Source organism: Patiriisocius marinistellae (genome assembly GCF_009014635.1).
GTDB lineage: Bacteria > Bacteroidota > Bacteroidia > Flavobacteriales > Flavobacteriaceae > Patiriisocius > Patiriisocius marinistellae.
Genome location: NZ_BKCF01000002.1, coordinates 355901 through 375021, shown reverse-complemented (window position 1 = coordinate 375021; position 19121 = coordinate 355901). Strand labels below are relative to the sequence as shown.

The 19121-nt window shown below is 34.3% G+C and carries 16 protein-coding genes; 12 read left to right on the top strand and 4 right to left on the bottom strand.

What is annotated here, in order from left to right; all coding sequences use genetic code 11:
- Positions 1-4 precede the first annotated feature (4 nt).
- From GB234_RS08375 to GB234_RS08320, 12 genes are all read left to right on the top strand, one after another.
- On the top strand, positions 5-880 hold the full coding sequence (locus tag GB234_RS08375; RefSeq protein ID WP_151894094.1) for a TssN family type VI secretion system protein: 876 nt from the start codon (positions 5-7) through the stop codon (positions 878-880).
- A 387-nt stretch (positions 881-1267) separates the two neighbouring features.
- Entirely contained in the window at positions 1268-1654 is a 387-nt protein-coding gene (tssD, locus tag GB234_RS08370; RefSeq protein ID WP_151894093.1) for a type VI secretion system tube protein TssD, read from the top strand.
- Positions 1655-1750: 96 nt separating this feature from the next.
- Positions 1751-2152, top strand: coding sequence for a type VI secretion system tube protein TssD (gene tssD, locus GB234_RS08365; RefSeq protein WP_151894092.1), 402 nt, complete (start codon positions 1751-1753; stop codon positions 2150-2152).
- Positions 2153-2167: 15 nt separating this feature from the next.
- Positions 2168-3931 (top strand): type VI secretion system Vgr family protein, encoded by a 1764-nt coding sequence (locus tag GB234_RS08360; RefSeq protein WP_151894091.1) that lies wholly within the window; start codon positions 2168-2170, stop codon positions 3929-3931.
- Between the two features lie 6 nt (positions 3932-3937).
- Positions 3938-5299 carry a hypothetical protein gene (locus GB234_RS08355; protein WP_151894090.1) on the top strand — a complete coding sequence of 454 codons (1362 nt, stop codon included), beginning with the start codon at positions 3938-3940 and terminating at the stop codon, positions 5297-5299.
- 3 nt (positions 5300-5302) lie between these two features.
- Positions 5303-9427: a DUF6531 domain-containing protein gene (locus tag GB234_RS08350; RefSeq protein WP_151894089.1), complete on the top strand. Its 4125-nt coding sequence runs from the start codon at positions 5303-5305 to the stop codon at positions 9425-9427.
- 1 nt (position 9428) lies between these two features.
- Positions 9429-9884 carry an Imm26 family immunity protein gene (locus GB234_RS08345; protein WP_151894088.1) on the top strand — a complete coding sequence of 152 codons (456 nt, stop codon included), beginning with the start codon at positions 9429-9431 and terminating at the stop codon, positions 9882-9884.
- 332 nt (positions 9885-10216) lie between these two features.
- Positions 10217-10648 (top strand): hypothetical protein, encoded by a 432-nt coding sequence (locus GB234_RS08340; RefSeq protein WP_151894087.1) that lies wholly within the window; start codon positions 10217-10219, stop codon positions 10646-10648.
- Positions 10649-10839: 191 nt separating this feature from the next.
- The gene (locus GB234_RS15355) at positions 10840-10986 is read left to right on the top strand and encodes an RHS repeat-associated core domain-containing protein (RefSeq protein WP_151894171.1); all 147 of its coding nucleotides are present in this window, start codon (positions 10840-10842) and stop codon (positions 10984-10986) included.
- 27 nt (positions 10987-11013) lie between these two features.
- A complete protein-coding gene (locus tag GB234_RS08330) occupies positions 11014-11442 on the top strand; it encodes a hypothetical protein (protein ID WP_151894086.1) in 429 nt (142 codons plus the stop codon).
- 40 nt (positions 11443-11482) lie between these two features.
- Positions 11483-12091 carry a DUF8309 domain-containing protein gene (locus GB234_RS08325; RefSeq protein ID WP_503826537.1) on the top strand — a complete coding sequence of 203 codons (609 nt, stop codon included), beginning with the start codon at positions 11483-11485 and terminating at the stop codon, positions 12089-12091.
- Between the two features lie 405 nt (positions 12092-12496).
- A complete protein-coding gene (locus tag GB234_RS08320; RefSeq protein WP_151894084.1) occupies positions 12497-12877 on the top strand; it encodes a DUF3592 domain-containing protein in 381 nt (126 codons plus the stop codon).
- Positions 12878-12911: 34 nt separating this feature from the next.
- Here the strand turns inward: GB234_RS08320 and GB234_RS08315 are convergent, their stop codons facing one another.
- From GB234_RS08315 to GB234_RS08300, 4 genes are all read right to left on the bottom strand, one after another.
- Complete coding sequence (locus tag GB234_RS08315) at positions 12912-14261, bottom strand: DUF5458 family protein (protein WP_151894083.1); 1350 nt, start codon at positions 14259-14261, stop codon at positions 12912-12914.
- A 1-nt stretch (position 14262) separates the two neighbouring features.
- Entirely contained in the window at positions 14263-14712 is a 450-nt protein-coding gene (locus GB234_RS08310) for a hypothetical protein (RefSeq protein WP_151894082.1), read from the bottom strand.
- Positions 14713-14751: 39 nt separating this feature from the next.
- Positions 14752-17232: an ATP-dependent Clp protease ATP-binding subunit gene (locus tag GB234_RS08305; RefSeq protein WP_151894081.1), complete on the bottom strand. Its 2481-nt coding sequence runs from the start codon at positions 17230-17232 to the stop codon at positions 14752-14754.
- Between the two features lie 340 nt (positions 17233-17572).
- Positions 17573-19114: a YifB family Mg chelatase-like AAA ATPase gene (locus GB234_RS08300; protein WP_151894080.1), complete on the bottom strand. Its 1542-nt coding sequence runs from the start codon at positions 19112-19114 to the stop codon at positions 17573-17575.
- Positions 19115-19121: the final 7 nt, after the last annotated feature.

The window sequence follows — 19121 nt, the reverse complement described above, 5'->3', positions numbered from 1 at the left end:
TATAATGGGGTCCATAGGAAACATAGCTAACGGAGAGGTGCTAAAAATGAGTATAGGTTTACTTATTTTAAGTTCTATTATTATGATGCTTGTAACGAAAGTTCGCAAAGTATTTACAAAAAACAAAAAGAAAGCCATTTTATATGCCCTATTTGTATTAATCACTTTTGCATTAACAGCCTTATTAAGTTCTAGCAAAATATTAAATGATACGCCAATTAATAGCTTTTATGGGTTTCAAACGCTTTTCATCTTATTAGGTGTTTTACACCTTTGGTTTGTAAGAAAATATTTTCCTTCATTAAGTGAAGACCCTTCAGACTTCTTTTCAGAATTTTTATTTGCTTTCGCTTATTGTGCCCTTGGTCTTATAGCGTTCACAAATGTTGTTAATAGATTTAAATCCCCTTTTAGTTATATTTTTATGGGGTCTGTTATTTGGTTCTTAATACCTACACTTGTATATAAGTTGTATGAATTCGCTACTCAAATTCCATTGCCAGTTTTTGACAGTTGGTTTTTTCCATTAGGCAAAGACATTAAAGACCCCACTAAAGATGAGCTTGCGAATCCTAAAGTAATTAGTTTTGAGTTTAAAAAGAAAGATGCTTTAACAGATGTTACTAATTTTAGAATTAAAGCTCCACAGTCAATGGAGTTTGGAAAGTTGTTCTATTTCTTCATCATTGACTATAATGAAAGGCACCCTGAAGGAAAAATTGATATTGTTGATCCTAACTCACAACAACCATCAGCATGGGTATTCCATGTAAAACCTAAATGGTATCAAGGTGTTAAGCACATTAATTTTAATCATACTGTTGCTGCAAGTGCTATCAAAGAAGACGATGTAATTATATGTCGTCGTGTTCTGTCTTAGAAGATTAAATAATCTTATACTTTATAATATTATTTTTGAATAGTAATGTTAATAGCATCTACACTATATAATCTCTTCGGAAATATAAAATTTATACAATATAATTGCTTAAAAAAATTAAAAATTAGCGTTTTTCAGCGATTCTTCAATGTTAATCCAAACATAAACCGCTAATTTTTAGCCTGTTATTGTAAAAAAACACTTACAAGTTGTTTTTCTTTTCTCCCGTATAACCGTACTTAAGCATATAAAAACCGCTTTTTGTCCATTCATTTAAAATTAATTAGTATTATTCTTTTTCTAACAAATTCATTTCCATATTTTTATATCATACATATTTTATATATACATAGATATCTTTTTATTATTAATTAAAACTAAATTATTATGTCTTTTAAAGCAAAATTAAAGGTAAGTGGAAACGAGTACAACGTATTAAGTTGTTACTATGAATTACATCAAGAAACTGATGCAACAGGAAGACCTTCTTCAATTACAAGAGGAGGTAAAATTAAACTAGTAGTAGAATCTACTGCAGATACAAGTCTCTCAGACTGGATGTTCAATAACTTTGAGCGTAGAGACGGTTCTATCGTATTTCTTAAAAGAGATACAGATGCTACATCTAAAGAATTAAAATTTACAGAAGGTTATATGGTAAAATATCAAGAGGGATTTGACTCTACTGGTAAAAACCCAATGAATGAATCTTTTGTTATTTCAGCTAAATCTATAGGGATAGGTAACGGTGAACACGTTAATGACTGGGTATAAGCCTTCATTATTATAACATAATTCTTGCAAGTTAAGGGAGTGATTTTATCGCTCCCTTACTTAGCTTGAAGTAAGTTTAACCTTTATCTACTTATTATGTCTTTTTTAGCCAAAATTATCATCGAAGATGATGAAATGAACGTACTGTTCTGCTCCTATGAATTTTCACAAAAAGTGGATCATAGTGGGCGTGCCATCGAAATGGTACGTAGTGGATTAATCAACGTAATGATAGAATCTACAAACAATACAAACTTAACACACTGGATGCTCAATCCATATGAGTTTAAAAAAGGAAAAATAGTGTTTTATAAAAGAGACGTAATGTCTAGTAATAAAACACTAATATTTGATGACGCAGTATGTGTTTTTTACAAAGAAACATTTGACGCAGAAAATGCAGTCCCAATGAAAACTGAAATTCAAATTTCGGCTCGGGTCCTTGAATTAAACGACGCCAAGCATAGCGAGGTGTGGACCTCAAAAAAATTCACTTAAAAAAATTAAATTATCATGGGACTAGAACTTACTACTATACTTATAGAAGGTAAAGAGGTTGAGGGATTTCAGCACCTTAAACTTACCCAAAACATAGATACACATAATGAATTACAAGTGCATTTCCCGATGGATATCTTTGAAGGGGATGAACCTATAGAAAACCATGGTCTTAAGAGTAAAGATAATTTAGGAAAAAAAATCTCTATCCAAGTACCAGGAAATTCCATAAGCAATTTTGACAAAGAACTTAAATTTACAGGAATTATTACCGAAGTTTCTATTGTTAGGGGAGAAAATACAGATGCTGGAAACATAACAATTCTTACTGCAAAAAGTAATGATATTATTTCAAATGATGGACCTAACTACAACTCATTTGAGAATATGAAACTTTCAAACATAGCAAAGGAATGTTGCAGTGCATACGGTCTTACAGCAAAAATAAATCCAGCTTATAATAGTACTATTGAGTATGTAGTTCAACATAATGAAAGCGCCTATCAATTTCTTCACCGCTTAGGACGACAATACGGTGAATGGTTTTATTATAATGAAGACACCGTTTATTTTGGCAAACCCAGTACCGAAACTGTGAAACTAAGCTTCAATATGGATTTAATCGATTTTCAAACAAAATTGATTCCTAAATCTCATGACTATAAATTTGTTTCAAATAATTATTTGCTAGATAAAGTTGAAGAAGACAACACAAAAGGATCTTTTAATTTCAAAAATGATAAAACAAATAAAGCAAATAATGCTGGAAAAGAAATCTTCAAAAACCAAAAAGACGTTTGGATAAATTTTAACAATAATGAAAAAGCAGGTGATGTATTAAAAAGTCTTTCTAAAAAACATAGAGAAGCTATTGCCATGAACCAGATTAAGGTAAATGGAGTTAGCTTAAATCCAGCTGTAGCACCTGGTAAAATAATAGATATTGATGGAGAAAACTATCGTATGACGAAAGTAACACATTCTGTATCGTACGCAGGTGGCTATACTAATCAATTTGAAGGTATTTCTGGTGATTTAGAAACCTCACCCTTGACAGATATTAATTCATTCCCAAAATCTGAAAGTCAAATCGCAATAATAACAGACAATCATGATGAAAATAGTCTAGGGCGTGTAAAAGTACAGTTTGCTTGGCAAAAAAAACAAGGTATTTCAACCCCATGGATAAGATTAGTTGTTCCTCATGCAGGTGAAGGTCAGGGAATGGAATTCTTTCCAGAAATAGGAGATCAAGTTATCGTAGATTTTGAAGGAGGCAATGCAGAATGTCCTTACGTAGTAGGGTCTGTATATCATAAAAGTCAAAAACCTGCGAGTAATACAAGTTCAGGAAATGACGTTAAAGCAATTAAAACAAAAGGTGGGAGTACCATAATATTTAAAGATAAAGGTGGTGAAGAGAGTATAACTATTGAAGATAAAAATGGAAATTCTATTGTAATTGATACTAGTAAAGATGATATTGCTATCACTGCTGGAAATAACATTACGCTTACAGCTGGGGCAGATTTTACCATAACCGCAGGAGGTAATGTCAACATAGATGCAGGGTCTGATATAAAAACTAATGCAGGCAGCAAACATCAAAATACTTCTGGATTAGATTTTGAAATTACTGCAGGAATTAATGCAAAAATTGAAGCTCAAGTAGGTATAGAAGCTAAAGGTGGTGCTACGGCAAAGCTGGAAGCACCTATGGTAGATATTAATGGTAGTGGAATGACAAACGTAAAAGGAGGCGTAGTTAATCTTAATTAATTTACTATGAGCCTTGAACACAACCCCATAGCCCAATTAGTTACCCAAATTCAAAATAAGTGGAATAATGAGGTAACACCCTACCCCCACTTAAAATTAGTGCGCTGGTTAATAATACCAGAACAAGCTAGACTTTATGAGGGATTTTTACGTCTTGAGTCTACCGCAAGCGGAAATTTGCCAGATATGGTACTTGTGCTATTGACGCCATTTACGTCAACTTTACATCACAGTAAAAATTTAATAAAACACTGGATAGACGCCTATAAAAATGACACCGAAACTTTAAAAGAACTTAAAGCGAAGGATAAAGATTATAAATGGGACACAGATGTTTATGAAGCTAAAATTTCCGAAGACACAGAAAAAAACAACCTATTATTAATTGATATGCTTCGGGATTTTCAAAAATTACTACCCGAAGTTGATAGACCACTAACATTTACACTTTTTCCTTATAGTGTAGAAGATCCTAAAGAATATGGCAGGTGGTTAAATACAATGATTGAACTTGGATTGCCTAAACATGTGCGCTTCATGGTTTTTGATTATGCAGATGAACGTCATTTAGACATAGCAATGAAGGAGGTTGAAGATATAGGTAAATCACTTTCAGTACCATTAGATCTTGATGGAGCGATATCAAAAATTGCAACAAGTGGAGACCCTAACAAACCTGAAGTACAATTTAGAATATGTGTTTCTAAAATGACAAAAGCTGTCAATAATAACAATAGAGAAAATGTACATAAATGGGGAAAAAAAGCTATTGAAGCTGCCCAAAGATCTGGAGTTAATAGTTTTTTTGCATCAGCTCATTTAGTGTATGCAGGTATGTTATTTGAATTTAAGGAGTTTGAAATTATTAATGAATTACTCCAAAAAGCTTTAACACTCGCCACACAAGGATTAAAAGCTGGTGATGATACCTGCAAACCATTGCTTATTCAAATTTATGGTTTTCAAGCGAGTGCAAAACAACTTGAGAAAAAACTTGAAGATGCTGCTACATTATTCTGTAAACAAGCAGATACAGCATTAGAGCATGGTTATCCACAACAACCATTAACGGCATGGTGGATGGCGTATAATGCCATTAAGAAAAAAGACAAAAAAAAATATAATACAATTGTAGAAAAAGCATACCAGTTTGGTAGTCAGCAAGAAATTGAAACACTCCAATCTACTTGTATGACTTTTATTGCAGCAGATTATTATAATATACTAGACAAACAAAATAACACGGCACACTGTAAAGAAATCGACACATTTATGATAACCGTAGATGGTGAAGATTGGAGATCTCAAGTAGAGACAAAAAGAAAAGAAATGGAAAAACGTAAACTTTCCTTATTCAATTGGTTTTAAATTATGATGCCATCAAATAAACATCTAGATCCAGTATTAGGCGTAGATATTCACATTGTGATGATTCCCTCGCCAGCCGGACCTATACCCACTCCTCTGCCGCATCCATTTGTGGGGATGATTCTGGACCCTATGGATTATGTTCCAGTGATAGGAGCCACAGTGATGGTAAATAAAAAACCAAGAGGAAATAGTGGAACCGCAGGAATGCTAGGATCAAAAGTCCATATTCCTATGGGAGGGCCCTTTATGATGGCGGCAACTATAGGTCATGACTCTGCAAACTTTTTTGGTAGTAATAGAGTAAATGCAGATGGTTCTTATCTTAGTGCATCTGGTTTTATGGTAATGTCATGTAATGATGTAGGAATGCCATTAACTGCTGCTCCAGGTAAAAAAATGAAACCAAAACCAGGAATGTACCTCCCTACTTCTGCTACTGTTCCTATACCCGCTGGACCTCCAGTAATAGTTGGTGGACCCTATGTTCCAGACCTTATGGGCGCATTAATGGCACTAGCGATGTCCTTTGGAATGGGTGCTGTAATGAAAGCAGCTGGTAAAGGATTAAAAAAATTAAACCATTTAGTTTTAAAAAAATTCCCTGCTACACAAGGGCTAAGTAAAAAGCTATGTAAAATGGGCTTTGAGCCTGTGGACCTTGTAACGGGACGTATGGTCTATGACGGAGAAGACTTTTTTATTCCCGGTGTTATCCCAATTTCATGGGAGCGCAACTGGTATTCAGATTCTTCGTATCAAGGATTAATGGGGCATGGTTTTCATTGTAATTATGATACGGCACTTCATGTAGAAGAAGCAGACCACGCTATTGTATTGAGATTGCCAGATGGCCGCGTAACAAGCTTTCCCTATCTTATTGCTGAGGGAGATTCTTTTTATCTGCGCCAAGAAAAATTAACGCTTACCTGCATTGATGTAAATACATACGAAATTGAAAATCACACTACAGGCCTAATCGATGTTTTTTCAAAGGCAACAGGTTCAAGTTTTAAAATTTCGGCTACAAAAAATAAAGACGGACTAGCTAACATGTTCTTCTATGATGCTGCCAACAACTTAGAGCAGATTATCGATACTGCTGGGAGAAGAATAAATATTAAAACAGACAACGAAGGACGAGCAATCAAGATTACGGCAATCCATGATGGAGCGCACAAAGACTTGATTGAATACACCTACAATAAAGAGGGTGATCTCACGGGTATTACAGATGCAATGGGTAAAACCACTGTGATGGAATATATAAATCATTTAATGGTTAAAAAGACTGACCGCAATGGGCAAGCTTTTTATTGGGAATACGACGGTAAAACTACGGGTGCAAAATGCACACGCACTTGGGGTGATGGTGGTATTTTAGCAGGTACAATTGTATATGGTAAGGGACAAAACCTGGTGACAGACTCCCTAGGTAATCAAACAATTTATTATTTTGACTCTAATAATCTTTGTACGCAAGTGACAGATGCAGAAGGAAACCATATTTTTCATGAGTACACGGAGTTTATGGAACCTTATCGTGATATTGACGAGCAAGGAGATATTACAGGATATACGTATGATGACTTCGGAAATTTAAAGAGTATTATACAGCCAGATGGAAATGCTTACACCTTTATATATGATGAAGAAGATAGACTTATAGCATCAATTTCACCCGAAGGTGTAAAGACTGCAAAAGTTTATAAAGAGCATAAAGTTTTTGCAACCGTGAATACTAATGGTAGCACAACAACTTATAAATACAACGAAAATGGATTGATTGCCAGCATCACTGATAGCGCTGGAAATAGTACTTTTTTAGAATACACTCCAGCTCATAATCTAACTAAAGTAACCTTCCCTAACGATGGTGTTGCTACGTGGGTTTATGATGCTTGGGGGAATGTGATTCAAAAAATAAATGCTGAAAACCATATTGAGCAATTTAGTTATGACGCGCTGGATAGAGTGACTAAAATACTGTTACCAGATAATAATATAGTAGCATTAGCATACAATGCCTATGATGAAGTAACAGAACTCGTAGATGCGAAGAAAAACGAAGTCCATTTTGAATATACCCCGCTAGGAAGTTTAAAACTACGAGAAGAAAATGGTACTACGGTAAAATTTAAATACAACACCGAAGAACAATTAGTTGCCATAGAGAATGAACATGAGGAGTTGTATATTTTTGGTCGCAATAAAAAAGGTGAGGTTATCAATGAAACAGGATTTGATGGACTGCGCAGAGAATACAAGCGTGATGCAGAGGGTAAAGTAATAAAAACCTTACGTCCCGGAGGCAGGTTTACAGAGCAAGAATACAATGCCAATGGGCAAATTACCCGTACCGAACACAGTGACGGCACGTGGGAAACCTACAGCTATAATGCAGACGGCCAACTTATTGAAGCTGTCAACCAGTCTACAAACGTAACATTACTACGAGATGGTGGCGGCAATATCATCGCCGAAGAACAGGACGGATATACAGTAGAAAGCACGTTTGACCCACAAGGAAATAAAATAGGGATACAGAGTTCGCTGGGAGCAAAAATAAATCTCGATCGCAACGATTACGGCTTTGTAACCCAAACCGAAGCTACCGTAGCAGAAGAAACTTCATGGAAAGCCTCTTTTAAATATAATAGCATAGGACAAGAAGTAGAACGCGTATTGCCGGGGAACGTGAGAAGTACGTTTCGCTACGATACCGCAGGAAGGCCTATTGCACAAAGAGTAACGGGCGTTCATAGAGAGCACCGCCACAGGAGTTATCGCTGGAATGCCAATGACCAGCTACGCACGATGACCAATGAGCTTTCCAATGGCACCGTGAATTATACCCATGATAGTGTGGGTAATCTTGCCAGCGCACGGTATGAGGACAAACAATTTGATTATAAACTCCCTGATGAAGTGGGTAATCTATACAGAAGCCGCGACCAGCAAGACCGCACTTACGGAGCGGGTGGAAAATTATTGAGCGCCAACGGGAACAACTACAAATACGACGAGGAAGGAAACTTAATTACAAAACAAACACCCAAGGGCGATTGGAACTATACATGGCAAGGCAATGGCATGTTACAACAAGTGAATAAGCCAGACGGCACTCGTGTTGCTTTTGAATATGACGCACTGGGCAGACGCACAGCAAAGATTGTACTCCCAAAAATGACCCACAAGGAGAGCCTGATTACGCGCTTTGTATGGAATGGGAATGTGCCGTTGCATGAGTGGAAGTATTACTTAGACAATAGACCTAAACTAGTCGTCAATGAAGAAGGCATCTTAGAAAAAGAAGTCCCAGAACCTTTAGATAATTTAACGACATGGGTTTTTGACGAGGGAACCTTTAAGCCTGCAGCGAAAATTGTAGATGGTAAAACCTTTTCTATAATTACAGATTATTTAGGTACGCCTGTAGAAATGTATGATGCAAACGGGAAAAAGACTTGGGAGGTTGAGTATGACATCTACGGGAAGATTAGAGAACAAAGTATAGGTCATTCTAATGATTGTCCTTTTAGGTATCAAGGGCAGTATGAGGATGTGGAGACAGGGTTGTATTATAATAGACATAGATATTATACTGCTGAGGAAGGGGTTTATTTGAGTCAGGATCCTATTGGGCTGTATTCAGGACAATTTAATCTTTACTCCTATGTAGAAAATACCAATAGTCTTATAGATATATTTGGACTTTTTCATCATAATTCTACCGGACATAATGTCTACGGCCTCTATGATGTTGTTGGAACTGATGATTTTGGTGAAGACATACTATCTGATAAGCCCTATTACATTGGAATTACAAATGATGTTGATACGCGTAGATCACAACATAAAAATAGCGGACGACTTACAAAAAATGGCACTACCGCATTAGTGCCATTACATGAAAACATTAAATACGGTGAAGCTAGAGGGTTTGAACAGGCATATATGGATCATTATGAGACTAAAACTGGGACTGTTGGGAAAGATATATCACAAAAAAACAGAGGCAATAAAATAAACTCTTTCGATTCAAATAATAAAACTAGAGTTCGAGCACGACAAAATAATTTTGAGTCAAATAGAAAAAAGAAAGCTAAAACATTAAAATGTAATTAATATGATTAAAAAGCAAGAGTTAAATGTAGGTGATGTTTTTAGTCTAAGGTTAAACGAAAAAGAAATTGCATTCGGAAGAACTTTAGCTAAAGTTAGCATAGGTCATGCTGTAGAAATATTCGATTATTTCAGTAATTCAAGAATTGATTATACAAAAGCTATTAAACAAAATCGTCTAATGTATCCACAAATTATAGATTCTTATTCTCTTTTCAAATTAAAAGATGAAGGAGAATGGAAAATAGAGAAGCATGAAAACGAGATATTTGTCTGTAAAGACGCAAGTGAAATTAAATATGCCTATGGAGACAAGTCAAATTTAAAAACAATCAATATCCTAGGCGAATTTGAACAGCAGCAAGAAGGAGAGAGATTTCCACCATATTCTCCTAAGGGTGACATTCAAATTAAGAAAATCATTCAATTTTGGAGAGATAAAAAAGTTCAGGATGTATAGTTTAATTATTTAATGAAAAGTTTAAAAAAATTTAAATGAGTAAATTTTTGCAATCAGTATTTTTATCGCAAATGAAATGGACAATGTTAGTTTTAAAAAAGATAATTATAGCGATAGAGGAAAAAAATTCGCATTTTGCCGCATAATCCATAATAAAAAAGATTCATGTTTAAAAAATAAACTTTTGATTTGATAGATACTTTAAACCAAGATTTAGAAAGCATTATTTCTTCAGAAAGATTATTCAGACTAATAGCGATAACGGGTTTAGAGATTCATAAAAAAAATGGAAGAAACTTAATGAGCAAAAGAATTATTTGATAGACTAGAAAATGATATCGAATAAAATTAAAACATTCTGTCAGAGCAAAGGCTGGTGGTACGAGGACTATACCGAAGAATATACAAATGCCCTAAAAGAATTAAAAATTAATTTAGAATCTGATTTTGCAAAATTTTATCTTCATGTGGAGGATGCACCAACTTTCTATAGCCGTCAGAAAAAAATTTATCAAATTTGTTGGTTTATTTTAAACTCAGATTATCAATTAGATTTAAACAGAACACACGATGCTCTAAAGTTACCCAAAAGTTTAATCCCGCTAGATAGTTTCGAAGGTGGCGCAGGTTACTTTTATGATAGAGAAAATGGGAGTGTTATTGAGTTGGAATTAGGGGAAAAATTAACCAATTACCAGAATGGAATTATCGAAGTGAAATGGGAAACATTTAATTCTTTTTTAGAGTGGTATTTTGAATTGTAGCCTATTACGACCAGATTTTCTAGACATTTGGTGATAATTTTCTATGGATATCCTGAAAGCAAAAATTGTAGATGGCAACACCTACTCTATTTTTACAGATTACTTGGGTACGCATGTGGAAATAACCTGTCCCGCTATTTTAAGCGGGATATGATGCAAACGGAAAAAAGACCTGGGAGGTTGAGTATGACATCTACGGTAAGATACGTAAGCAAGTTATTGGTCATGCGTTAGACTGTGCTTTTAGGTATCAAGGGCAGTATGAGGATGATGAGACTGGCTTGTATTATAATAGGTTTAGGTATTATGCTGCCGAGGAAGGGGTGTATCTGAGCTAAGATCCTATTAGATTACAATCAGAAGAAATGAACTTCTACTCTTATGTAGAAGATATAAATTCTCAATATGACCCTTATGGATGGAACAATGTAAGTACAGGAACAGGAAAGTATCATGTTACATATAGAGGTACCAAAGGAGGAAAACCCTATACTGGTTATGCCAGTGCACCTAGTTCGGCAAATCTCACTCCAGATGAAATAATTTCTAGGAGGTATAATGGAAATTTTGACGACTTTGGAGGAACTGCGCCAACCTCTGTAAATGATGAAGTTTTATCGGGAAAAGATGGAAAAAATACCGCAAGAGGACTTGAACAACATTATTACGAAGAAGATGTTAACAAATTCGGAAAAGATAATGTAGCTAACAAACAGAACCCTGTAGGAAAAAATTACAAAAAGAAAGGCAAATATGAAAAAGCCAAAAATAACTATTTAAAAGGATGTAATTAATATGAGTAGAATAACTTGGAAATAAAATAAGGTATTAAAAATAGGATTAAAATATGATTTGTACGTATTAGCACAAATGATTAAAAGCCCATATATAATATTCTACAATCATTCTGAAAATGCTAATTTATTTAATGATATAGAATTAAAAGAAGAAAATATTCTGTTTTTCCATGCTGTGACAAAGCAATTTTTAAAAAAATCGGAATTAGAAACACTAAGCATAGAACCATTAATTGATTATAATATACCTAAATTGTGGTTAAAAGAAGATTCAAGTAGTAGAATGATTAAAGTATGGGAAAATACACCTGATGAAATAGAGTATATTTCATTGGGAGAAAATGGTGCTAAATTAATAGATAAGAACATTCTTAACTTGGATTCATTTACTTTAAGCCAATCACAAAAAGATAAAATTTCCAAAAGTAACTTTACAAAGAATATTGACGGGTATTTAAACGAGTATGAGCTAACTAGTGTTGAAATATATCCAAACCTCAATGAGCGCCTTTTGCTCTGTAAAAAATTCAACAAAAATGTCGATCCTGCTAAAGATATATTATTCAACGAAAAATTACCTTTGGAATACAAAACTTATGTAAAAATCGTTTCAGGAAAATTTCCTTTAGCGGATTTAGGTTATTAGAACATTATAATTTAATTCGTTCTTTGAAATTTTGCTAATGGCCTATTACAATTTAAGTAATAAATAAATTACGACGTAGACAATAGACCTAAACTCGTCGTCAACAAAGAAGTTACCCTAGAAAAAGAAGCCCCAGAACCTTTAGATAATTTAACGACATGGGTTTTTGATGAGGGAACCTTTAAGCCTGCAGCGAAAATTGTAGATGGTGGAACCTTTTCTATAATTACAGATTATTTAGGTACGCCTTTAGAAAAGTATGGTGCCAATAGTAAGAAAACCTGGGACGTTGAATAAATAATTATTATTGAAACACAAACTATTACATTAACATCTATTTTATAAATTGTTCACAATGAAAAATAGTAACTTTAAATAATCGAATTAACAGCTAATCTTATTACAATGAAAATTCTATTTTTTTATATTCTTACACTTCTTTCAACTACACAACAACCAATAGAAAATGGCATAAAAACAGAAGCTAAGATTACTTCCATTGAGACAAAAACATCTGGACGAAATACCTATTCAATGGCAAAAATTGATTATGTAACAGAAAGTGGAAAAACGATTTCTAGTCAAGTACAATTAGTTGGTCTTCCATTTATAGGCTCTCTAAAAGATCCTGGAGACACTATAACGGTTATTTATCAAAAAGACAATCCCTATGCTGTATTGAGTGCTAATAAAGGGTTCATTCAAAAATATACTTGGCATATTATTATTGGTGTACTATTATTAGTAATAGGATTTAGATTGATTAAAAGAAAAAAGACAGCCTAAAAAGACTGTCTTTAATTTCTGGTTGGCACTTATATTATTGTTGTTCGTAATCTGAATCCCATTGAGTTCCATCATCTCCTTTTTGTCCGTCCATTTTTATCATGAAGTTCTTAGCTGGAAAATAAGGCGTCATATGGATATCTAAATGAATCCTATCCTTTTGATTGGGATCTTGCTCAAAACGCTTTATAGAGAAATCTTCAATCAACTTATCTGGTCCTGTAATACCATCTAAAAACTTTACAATTTGCCCCATTAATTCTTTACGAGTTCTCGCATTGAAGTTTTCAAAGGCGCGACGATTTAAGAAATCCATCAACACTTTAGTTACATAATCAAATACACGAACTACAGAGTATGTTTGTAGCCCTAAATTATCACCATTAAATAAGGTTTTAGCAGAGAATGCCATTACTTTACCATATTCATTAACCATAGGTACAAGTCCCATTTTTTCAAGTTGGGCAATGTCACTCTTTTTTAAATCAAATCTAACTCCATCTACTTCGTTTAATCCACCAAACTTTTTACCAGCAGTAACTTGAGACATTAAAGTGCTATATACTTTACCTGCTAAGGCAGCAGATGGAGGCACAAAAAGATCTTCTTCCTCTCCTACTTCATCATGTTTTCCACGGCCCACAAGCCAGTTACATGCCATCATAACATTTGAACGATATTTATCCCCGCCTGTTAAGTTAGCAGCTTCAAACATTTCCATAACATCATCTGGTTCATCAAGATGTTCAAAATCTGTAACGAGCATTACTTTATTTTCATGAGCAATTTTCGCCCATTTTTCTACAACTTTATTAGATCCTAAATAACCAGGAATAACAAGTAGACCATAATTTTCTCTAAGGTCAAGTCTATCATAAGCACCTACAAGTTCTTCTGAAATTGCATCAATAAAACGAGTATTATCTAAATCCTTCATTTGATCTAGTTCTGCATTTACAATTGAAATATTTTTCAACTTATCAGACTCACAATTTTTATAAAATAAAGCTACAGATCTATAAGAGCGTTCTAAATCTCTAGTTGCATTAACTGCTATTCCTAAGTTTTTATTCAATGATTGATGAGCATCTGCTGCTGCTTTTTCTGAGCCTTCAACCATTTCTGAAATTTCATCACTACCAGATAATACTTTTGACCATATTTCTAGTGTTTTCTTAAGTGTTTCACGTTCGTCTTTCTTAGCCATTTCTGTTAAGAAAATACGTTTTCTTGCCTTACGTTCTGGATTCATATTTTGAACCCCTTCAATAGATGCTTCTAAAAGGTCAAAACCTCCAAACTTTACAAGTTTATCACTACTTTCTTTTAAAAACTGTGCTGGATTTTCTACTGGGGAAAACTGCTGTTGTTCTTGTGCTGCCATGTTATTTGTTTTCTTCTATTTCAGTTAATAATGCGCGAATTGAATCTAGTAACGCTTGTTTTGACTCTGGATTATCTAATGCTGTTTTTAAAATCTTATTTGTTTTAAGTTGCTTTACAACTTTAATATATTGATCTTTCTCAGTATCTAGATCTTTTAAAAACTTACTCTGCCTTGTAATTCCTTTTGCACCATAATCACCTAAGTTTGCAAAACGAAGCATTTCTTTTTTTCCCACACCATCTGTATCCTCAAACTCCACCTCTACTTCTGGTTTATAGTGGTCAAATACCTCTTCAACAGTTTTTAATCCTTTTTGAACAACAGGCTTAATTGCTGGATCATTGGTCAATTTCTCGACTAATAGGGTTCTATTTTGAGGTATTTCGGCAAATGCTTCATTAGCATCTGTTTTCACTTCCGTTCCACCTATTCCATATGTATCGCTCATAACATGTATAGTTTAGTTAATTAATTATTGTGTTAGTTTTTATTTTATATTCCATTTTAACTCGCCTTTTTTATCAATATCGAGCTTAATATTTGTTCCTTTAGCAATATCGCCAGAAATTATCATTTTTGAAAGTGGTGACCTTAAATCACTACGTATAACTCCTCTTAGTGGTCTTGCTCCATATTTAGGAGTAAATCCTTTTAAAGCAAGAACTTCAGAGGCTTTATCACTTATTTGAAGACTAATTTCTTGTTTTGCTAATGCTTTGTATAAATCTTTTAATTGAATTTTAAATATTTTTTCTACATTCTCTTTAGTAATTGGTGAAAAAGGGATAATCTCAGTTAATCTACCTAAAAATTCTGGCCTAAAATGATTTCCCATAATTTCTAAAAGATCACTTGACTTTGGAATTTCACCTTTGGCAAATGTCTCTACTACATGTTGACTCCCTATATTTGAAGTAAATAATATAACTGCATTACTAAAATCGCCTTCTTTACCTAATCTATCGTGTAGTTTTCCTTCATCAAGAATTTGAAGAAATATATCAAAAACTGAAGGGTGTGCTTTCTCTATTTCATCAAAAAGTACAATAGAATATGGCTTTTGTCTTATTTTATTTACTAATAAACCACCTTCTTCGTAACCCACATATCCTGGAGGCGCCCCATACAATAATGCTGCGGAGTGCTCTTCCTTGAATTCTGACATATCAAAGCGGATAATTGAAGTTTCATCCTGAAATAAAAATTCGGCAAGCGCTTTTGCTAATTCAGTTTTTCCAGTACCCGTAGGTCCAGAAAAGAAAAATGAACCTATGGGTAAGCCTGGTTTACTTAATCCTGAACGTGATTCTAATACTGCTTCAGTTATTGTTTTACATGCATGGTCCTGCCCTATAACACGTTGTTTTAAAACTTCTTCCATATTTAACAATCTTTCTTTTTCGTCAGATTGTAATTTACCTGTTGGAATGCCCGTTTTATTAGCTATTGTTGAGGCAATATCATTTTTATTAATACTTTTCTTCTCTTTACTTGCTATCGTTTTTAAATTTTTTAAAATGTTTCCTAATGTTTTAAATCCTTCTTTGGACTTACTAATTTGTTCAAAGCTGTCTTCTTCACCTAGCTCGTCGAATAGTAGATAACTTAATTTATCTTTCATTTGCGTGTACATCCACGACTGCTCTGCTAAAAGTTTTGCTTCTTCAATTTTTTCATTTTTTAATGTATCAAGTCTACCAGCAAGTTTTTCAATTTCTGGAATAGAAGTCTCTACCATATATTTAGCGGCAGACATTGTTCTGTCAATCAAATCAAGAGCAGAATCCGGTAAACTACGCTCCTTATTGTAACGTTTAGCAAGTCTAATTGCTTCGGAAATAGAGTCTTCATCAATATCTAGTTGATGATGATCCGTAAAATATGACATAGAATTTGCAATCATCCTGTGAGCTTCAGTCTCACTTGGCTCGCTAATTCTAACTATTTCAAATTGCCGTGCAAGGCCTTCGTCTACTTCAATATGTTTTCTAAAAGCGTCATTTGTTGCTGTAGCAATAACTGTCACTTCTCCTTTTTTCAATTCAGATTTAAGTATATTAACGAGCCCTTGATTGCCTGAATTTTTATCAGTTAAATTCTTTAGCTCATCTATCAATAAAATAGGCTTAGCAAATTTTTTGATTTCATTAAATACCTTTTGAAGTCTATCTTCAATCTCACCCTTGTATCCAGCACCTGATACCAAATTGATAAAATCTAATTCAAAAACCTTTGTGTCTTGCAAGTGTCCTGGCATCGAATCACTTATTGATGCGTAAGAAAGTCCATTCATCATCACTGTTTTCCCAACTCCCGGGTCGCCTAGAATAAGCACATTAGGTTTTGAACGTCTTCCTAGAATTTCAGTAATCATTTTTATTTCGGCATCTCGACCAGAAATGTTTTCTATAGATTCATTTTGTGCTGCAAGGGTTTTGTCTATGCAATATTTCTTTAATGTTTCGCCAGTACTCACAGCTCCACTTGCAACGGTTCCGCTAGAAGTGGGAGCATTGCCTGTCGAAGGGTTTGAGGTTGTTTCGTTTCCGAGGAAATCAAAAATCTCTTTAGGAGTCAATGGAAATGTTTTGAGCTGGTCGTAAGAAAAACCAACTCCTGGAGTACAAATTGAAATTAACACGCATTGTTCATTAACAGTGTCTAGACCTAATTTTAATTTAATATTATCTGCTTCATAAAGTACTGCCTCAACAGATGCGTCTCCCGCAGGGGCTTCTGGTACTTTTGCTGTTTTGGGCATGGTTTCTAATCTCACTTCAGCCCACTCTTCAACATAATATGCATCTTGCCCCATGGCATCTATGAATTTCATCATCCCAATTTCTTTATGCAATAGGGCTTTAAGTAAATGGGCTGCGCCATATTTTTCGTGCGCATACTCCTTTGCTAATGCTTGAGCAATATGCAAAGTTTGTTTTAAAGAGTCTATGAGTTGGTAGTCTGCCATGTTAGTTGAGTTAGTTGCTTAAAACGCTCTTATTATTGATTAACAGTATCTTAAGAGCATTTAATTAACGATATATTAGCATACAATCAAAATCTATTCGTTGACTTGTTTAATTATTAAGTTAAAAACACGAATACCTTTAAAATATAAAAGAATGATTTTTAAAGTTTCTTCGGAAATATTAATTTCTGAAAACAAAAATTTATTTAAACAAAACCAATCTTTACTAATTATATATTATATAAAAATACTAAAAAGGCTTAAATTAATTAACGGAAATTTTGATTAACTATATTAAACTTAATATTGTATCCTGTATTAATGTAGATAGCTAATTAAATTACCCAAACCACCCATCTCTATCTAATGAACGATATTGAATCGCTTCACCTATGTGAGTCCCATTAATTTTTTCAACATTTTCTAAATCTGCAATGGTTCTTGCTACTTTTAAAATTCTGTCATAAGCACGCGCAGAAAGGTTTAATCGCTCCATTGCTGTTTTTAATAATTGCAAAGAGGCATCATCTAACTTGCAATAAGCTCTAATTTGTTTGACACCCATTTGAGCATTGTAATGTATATTCTCAAAACTTGCAAATCGAGCAACTTGTATTTTGCGAGCATTTGTTACGCGCTCTCTTATAGTTGTACTTGGCTCTCCTTTACGCTCGTCACTTAATTTTTCAAATGGTACGGGAGTTACTTCAATATGAATATCTATTCTATCTAACAGGGGTCCTGAAATTTTACTTAAATATCGTTGCATCTCTGCAGGTGAAGATGTTACTGGTGCATCTGGGTCATTAAAGTAACCCCCTGGGCTAGGATTCATACTTGCTACGAGCATAAAACTTGCTGGATAAGTAACTGTAAAGCGAGCTCTAGAAATAGTGACATCTCTATCTTCTAATGGTTGACGCATTACTTCTAATACACCTCTTTTAAATTCTGGAAGTTCATCTAAAAATAGTACGCCATTATGTGCTAATGATATTTCCCCCGGTTGTGGGTATTGTCCTCCGCCAACTAGCGCTACATCGCTAATTGTATGATGCGGACTTCTAAATGGTCTCGATGTCATAATTCCTGCTTTTTGCAGGGTGCGCCCTGCAACACTATGTATTTTTGTTGTCTCCAATGATTCTTGAAGTGTCATAGGCGGAAGAATACTAGGTAGCCTTTTTGCAAGCATTGTTTTACCGCTTCCTGGCGGACCAATTAAAATTATATTATGACCACCTGCAGCTGCTATTTCCATACAACGTTTTATTGACTCTTGACCTTTTACGTCTGCAAAATCAAACTCAGGGTCTGATAGGTGTTCATAGAATTCAGCTTCGAGGTCAACGATTGTTTGTTCAAGTGGAATTTCAGCATTAAAAAAATCGATAACTTGGCTTATATTTTCAATTGCATAAACTTCTAGTCCTTCAACGATTGCTGCTTCTTTAGCATTTTGTTTAGGAAGTATGAAACCTTTAAAACCTTCTTCTTTGGCTTTAATGGCAATGGGTAGCGCTCCTTTTATGGGCTGTAAATTTCCGTCGAGAGAAAGTTCGCCCATTATTATATAATCTTTTAGAGGGTGTTGCTCTTTAATTTGCCCCGTGGCAACAAGTATTCCCATCGCTAATGTTAAATCATAAGCAGAGCCTTCCTTCCGCAAATCTGCTGGGGACATATTAAGAATCAGTTTTTTTCCTGGTATTTTATAACCGTTGTTTTGTAATGCTGCAGCAATACGGTAATTACTCTCTTTTATTGCATTATCTGGCAATCCTACAAGGTGGTAGCCCACGCCATTATCAACATTTACTTCAACGGTAATTGTGGTAGCCTCAACACCAAAAACGGCACTACCATAAATTTTTGTAAGCATACTCCAT

Coding starts and splice junctions, on each gene's coding strand:
- GB234_RS08375 (WP_151894094.1), top strand. CDS start 5: ATGGGGTCCATAGGAAACATAGCTAACGGAGAGGTGCTAAAAATGAGT.
- tssD (WP_151894093.1), top strand. CDS start 1,268: ATGTCTTTTAAAGCAAAATTAAAGGTAAGTGGAAACGAGTACAACGTA.
- tssD (WP_151894092.1), top strand. CDS start 1,751: ATGTCTTTTTTAGCCAAAATTATCATCGAAGATGATGAAATGAACGTA.
- GB234_RS08360 (WP_151894091.1), top strand. CDS start 2,168: ATGGGACTAGAACTTACTACTATACTTATAGAAGGTAAAGAGGTTGAG.
- GB234_RS08355 (WP_151894090.1), top strand. CDS start 3,938: ATGAGCCTTGAACACAACCCCATAGCCCAATTAGTTACCCAAATTCAA.
- GB234_RS08350 (WP_151894089.1), top strand. CDS start 5,303: ATGATGCCATCAAATAAACATCTAGATCCAGTATTAGGCGTAGATATT.
- GB234_RS08345 (WP_151894088.1), top strand. CDS start 9,429: ATGATTAAAAAGCAAGAGTTAAATGTAGGTGATGTTTTTAGTCTAAGG.
- GB234_RS08340 (WP_151894087.1), top strand. CDS start 10,217: ATGATATCGAATAAAATTAAAACATTCTGTCAGAGCAAAGGCTGGTGG.
- GB234_RS08330 (WP_151894086.1), top strand. CDS start 11,014: ATGAACTTCTACTCTTATGTAGAAGATATAAATTCTCAATATGACCCT.
- GB234_RS08320 (WP_151894084.1), top strand. CDS start 12,497: ATGAAAATTCTATTTTTTTATATTCTTACACTTCTTTCAACTACACAA.
- GB234_RS08315 (WP_151894083.1), bottom strand. CDS start 14,261: ATGGCAGCACAAGAACAACAGCAGTTTTCCCCAGTAGAAAATCCAGCA.
- GB234_RS08310 (WP_151894082.1), bottom strand. CDS start 14,712: ATGAGCGATACATATGGAATAGGTGGAACGGAAGTGAAAACAGATGCT.
- GB234_RS08305 (WP_151894081.1), bottom strand. CDS start 17,232: ATGGCAGACTACCAACTCATAGACTCTTTAAAACAAACTTTGCATATT.
- GB234_RS08300 (WP_151894080.1), bottom strand. CDS start 19,114: ATGCTTACAAAAATTTATGGTAGTGCCGTTTTTGGTGTTGAGGCTACC.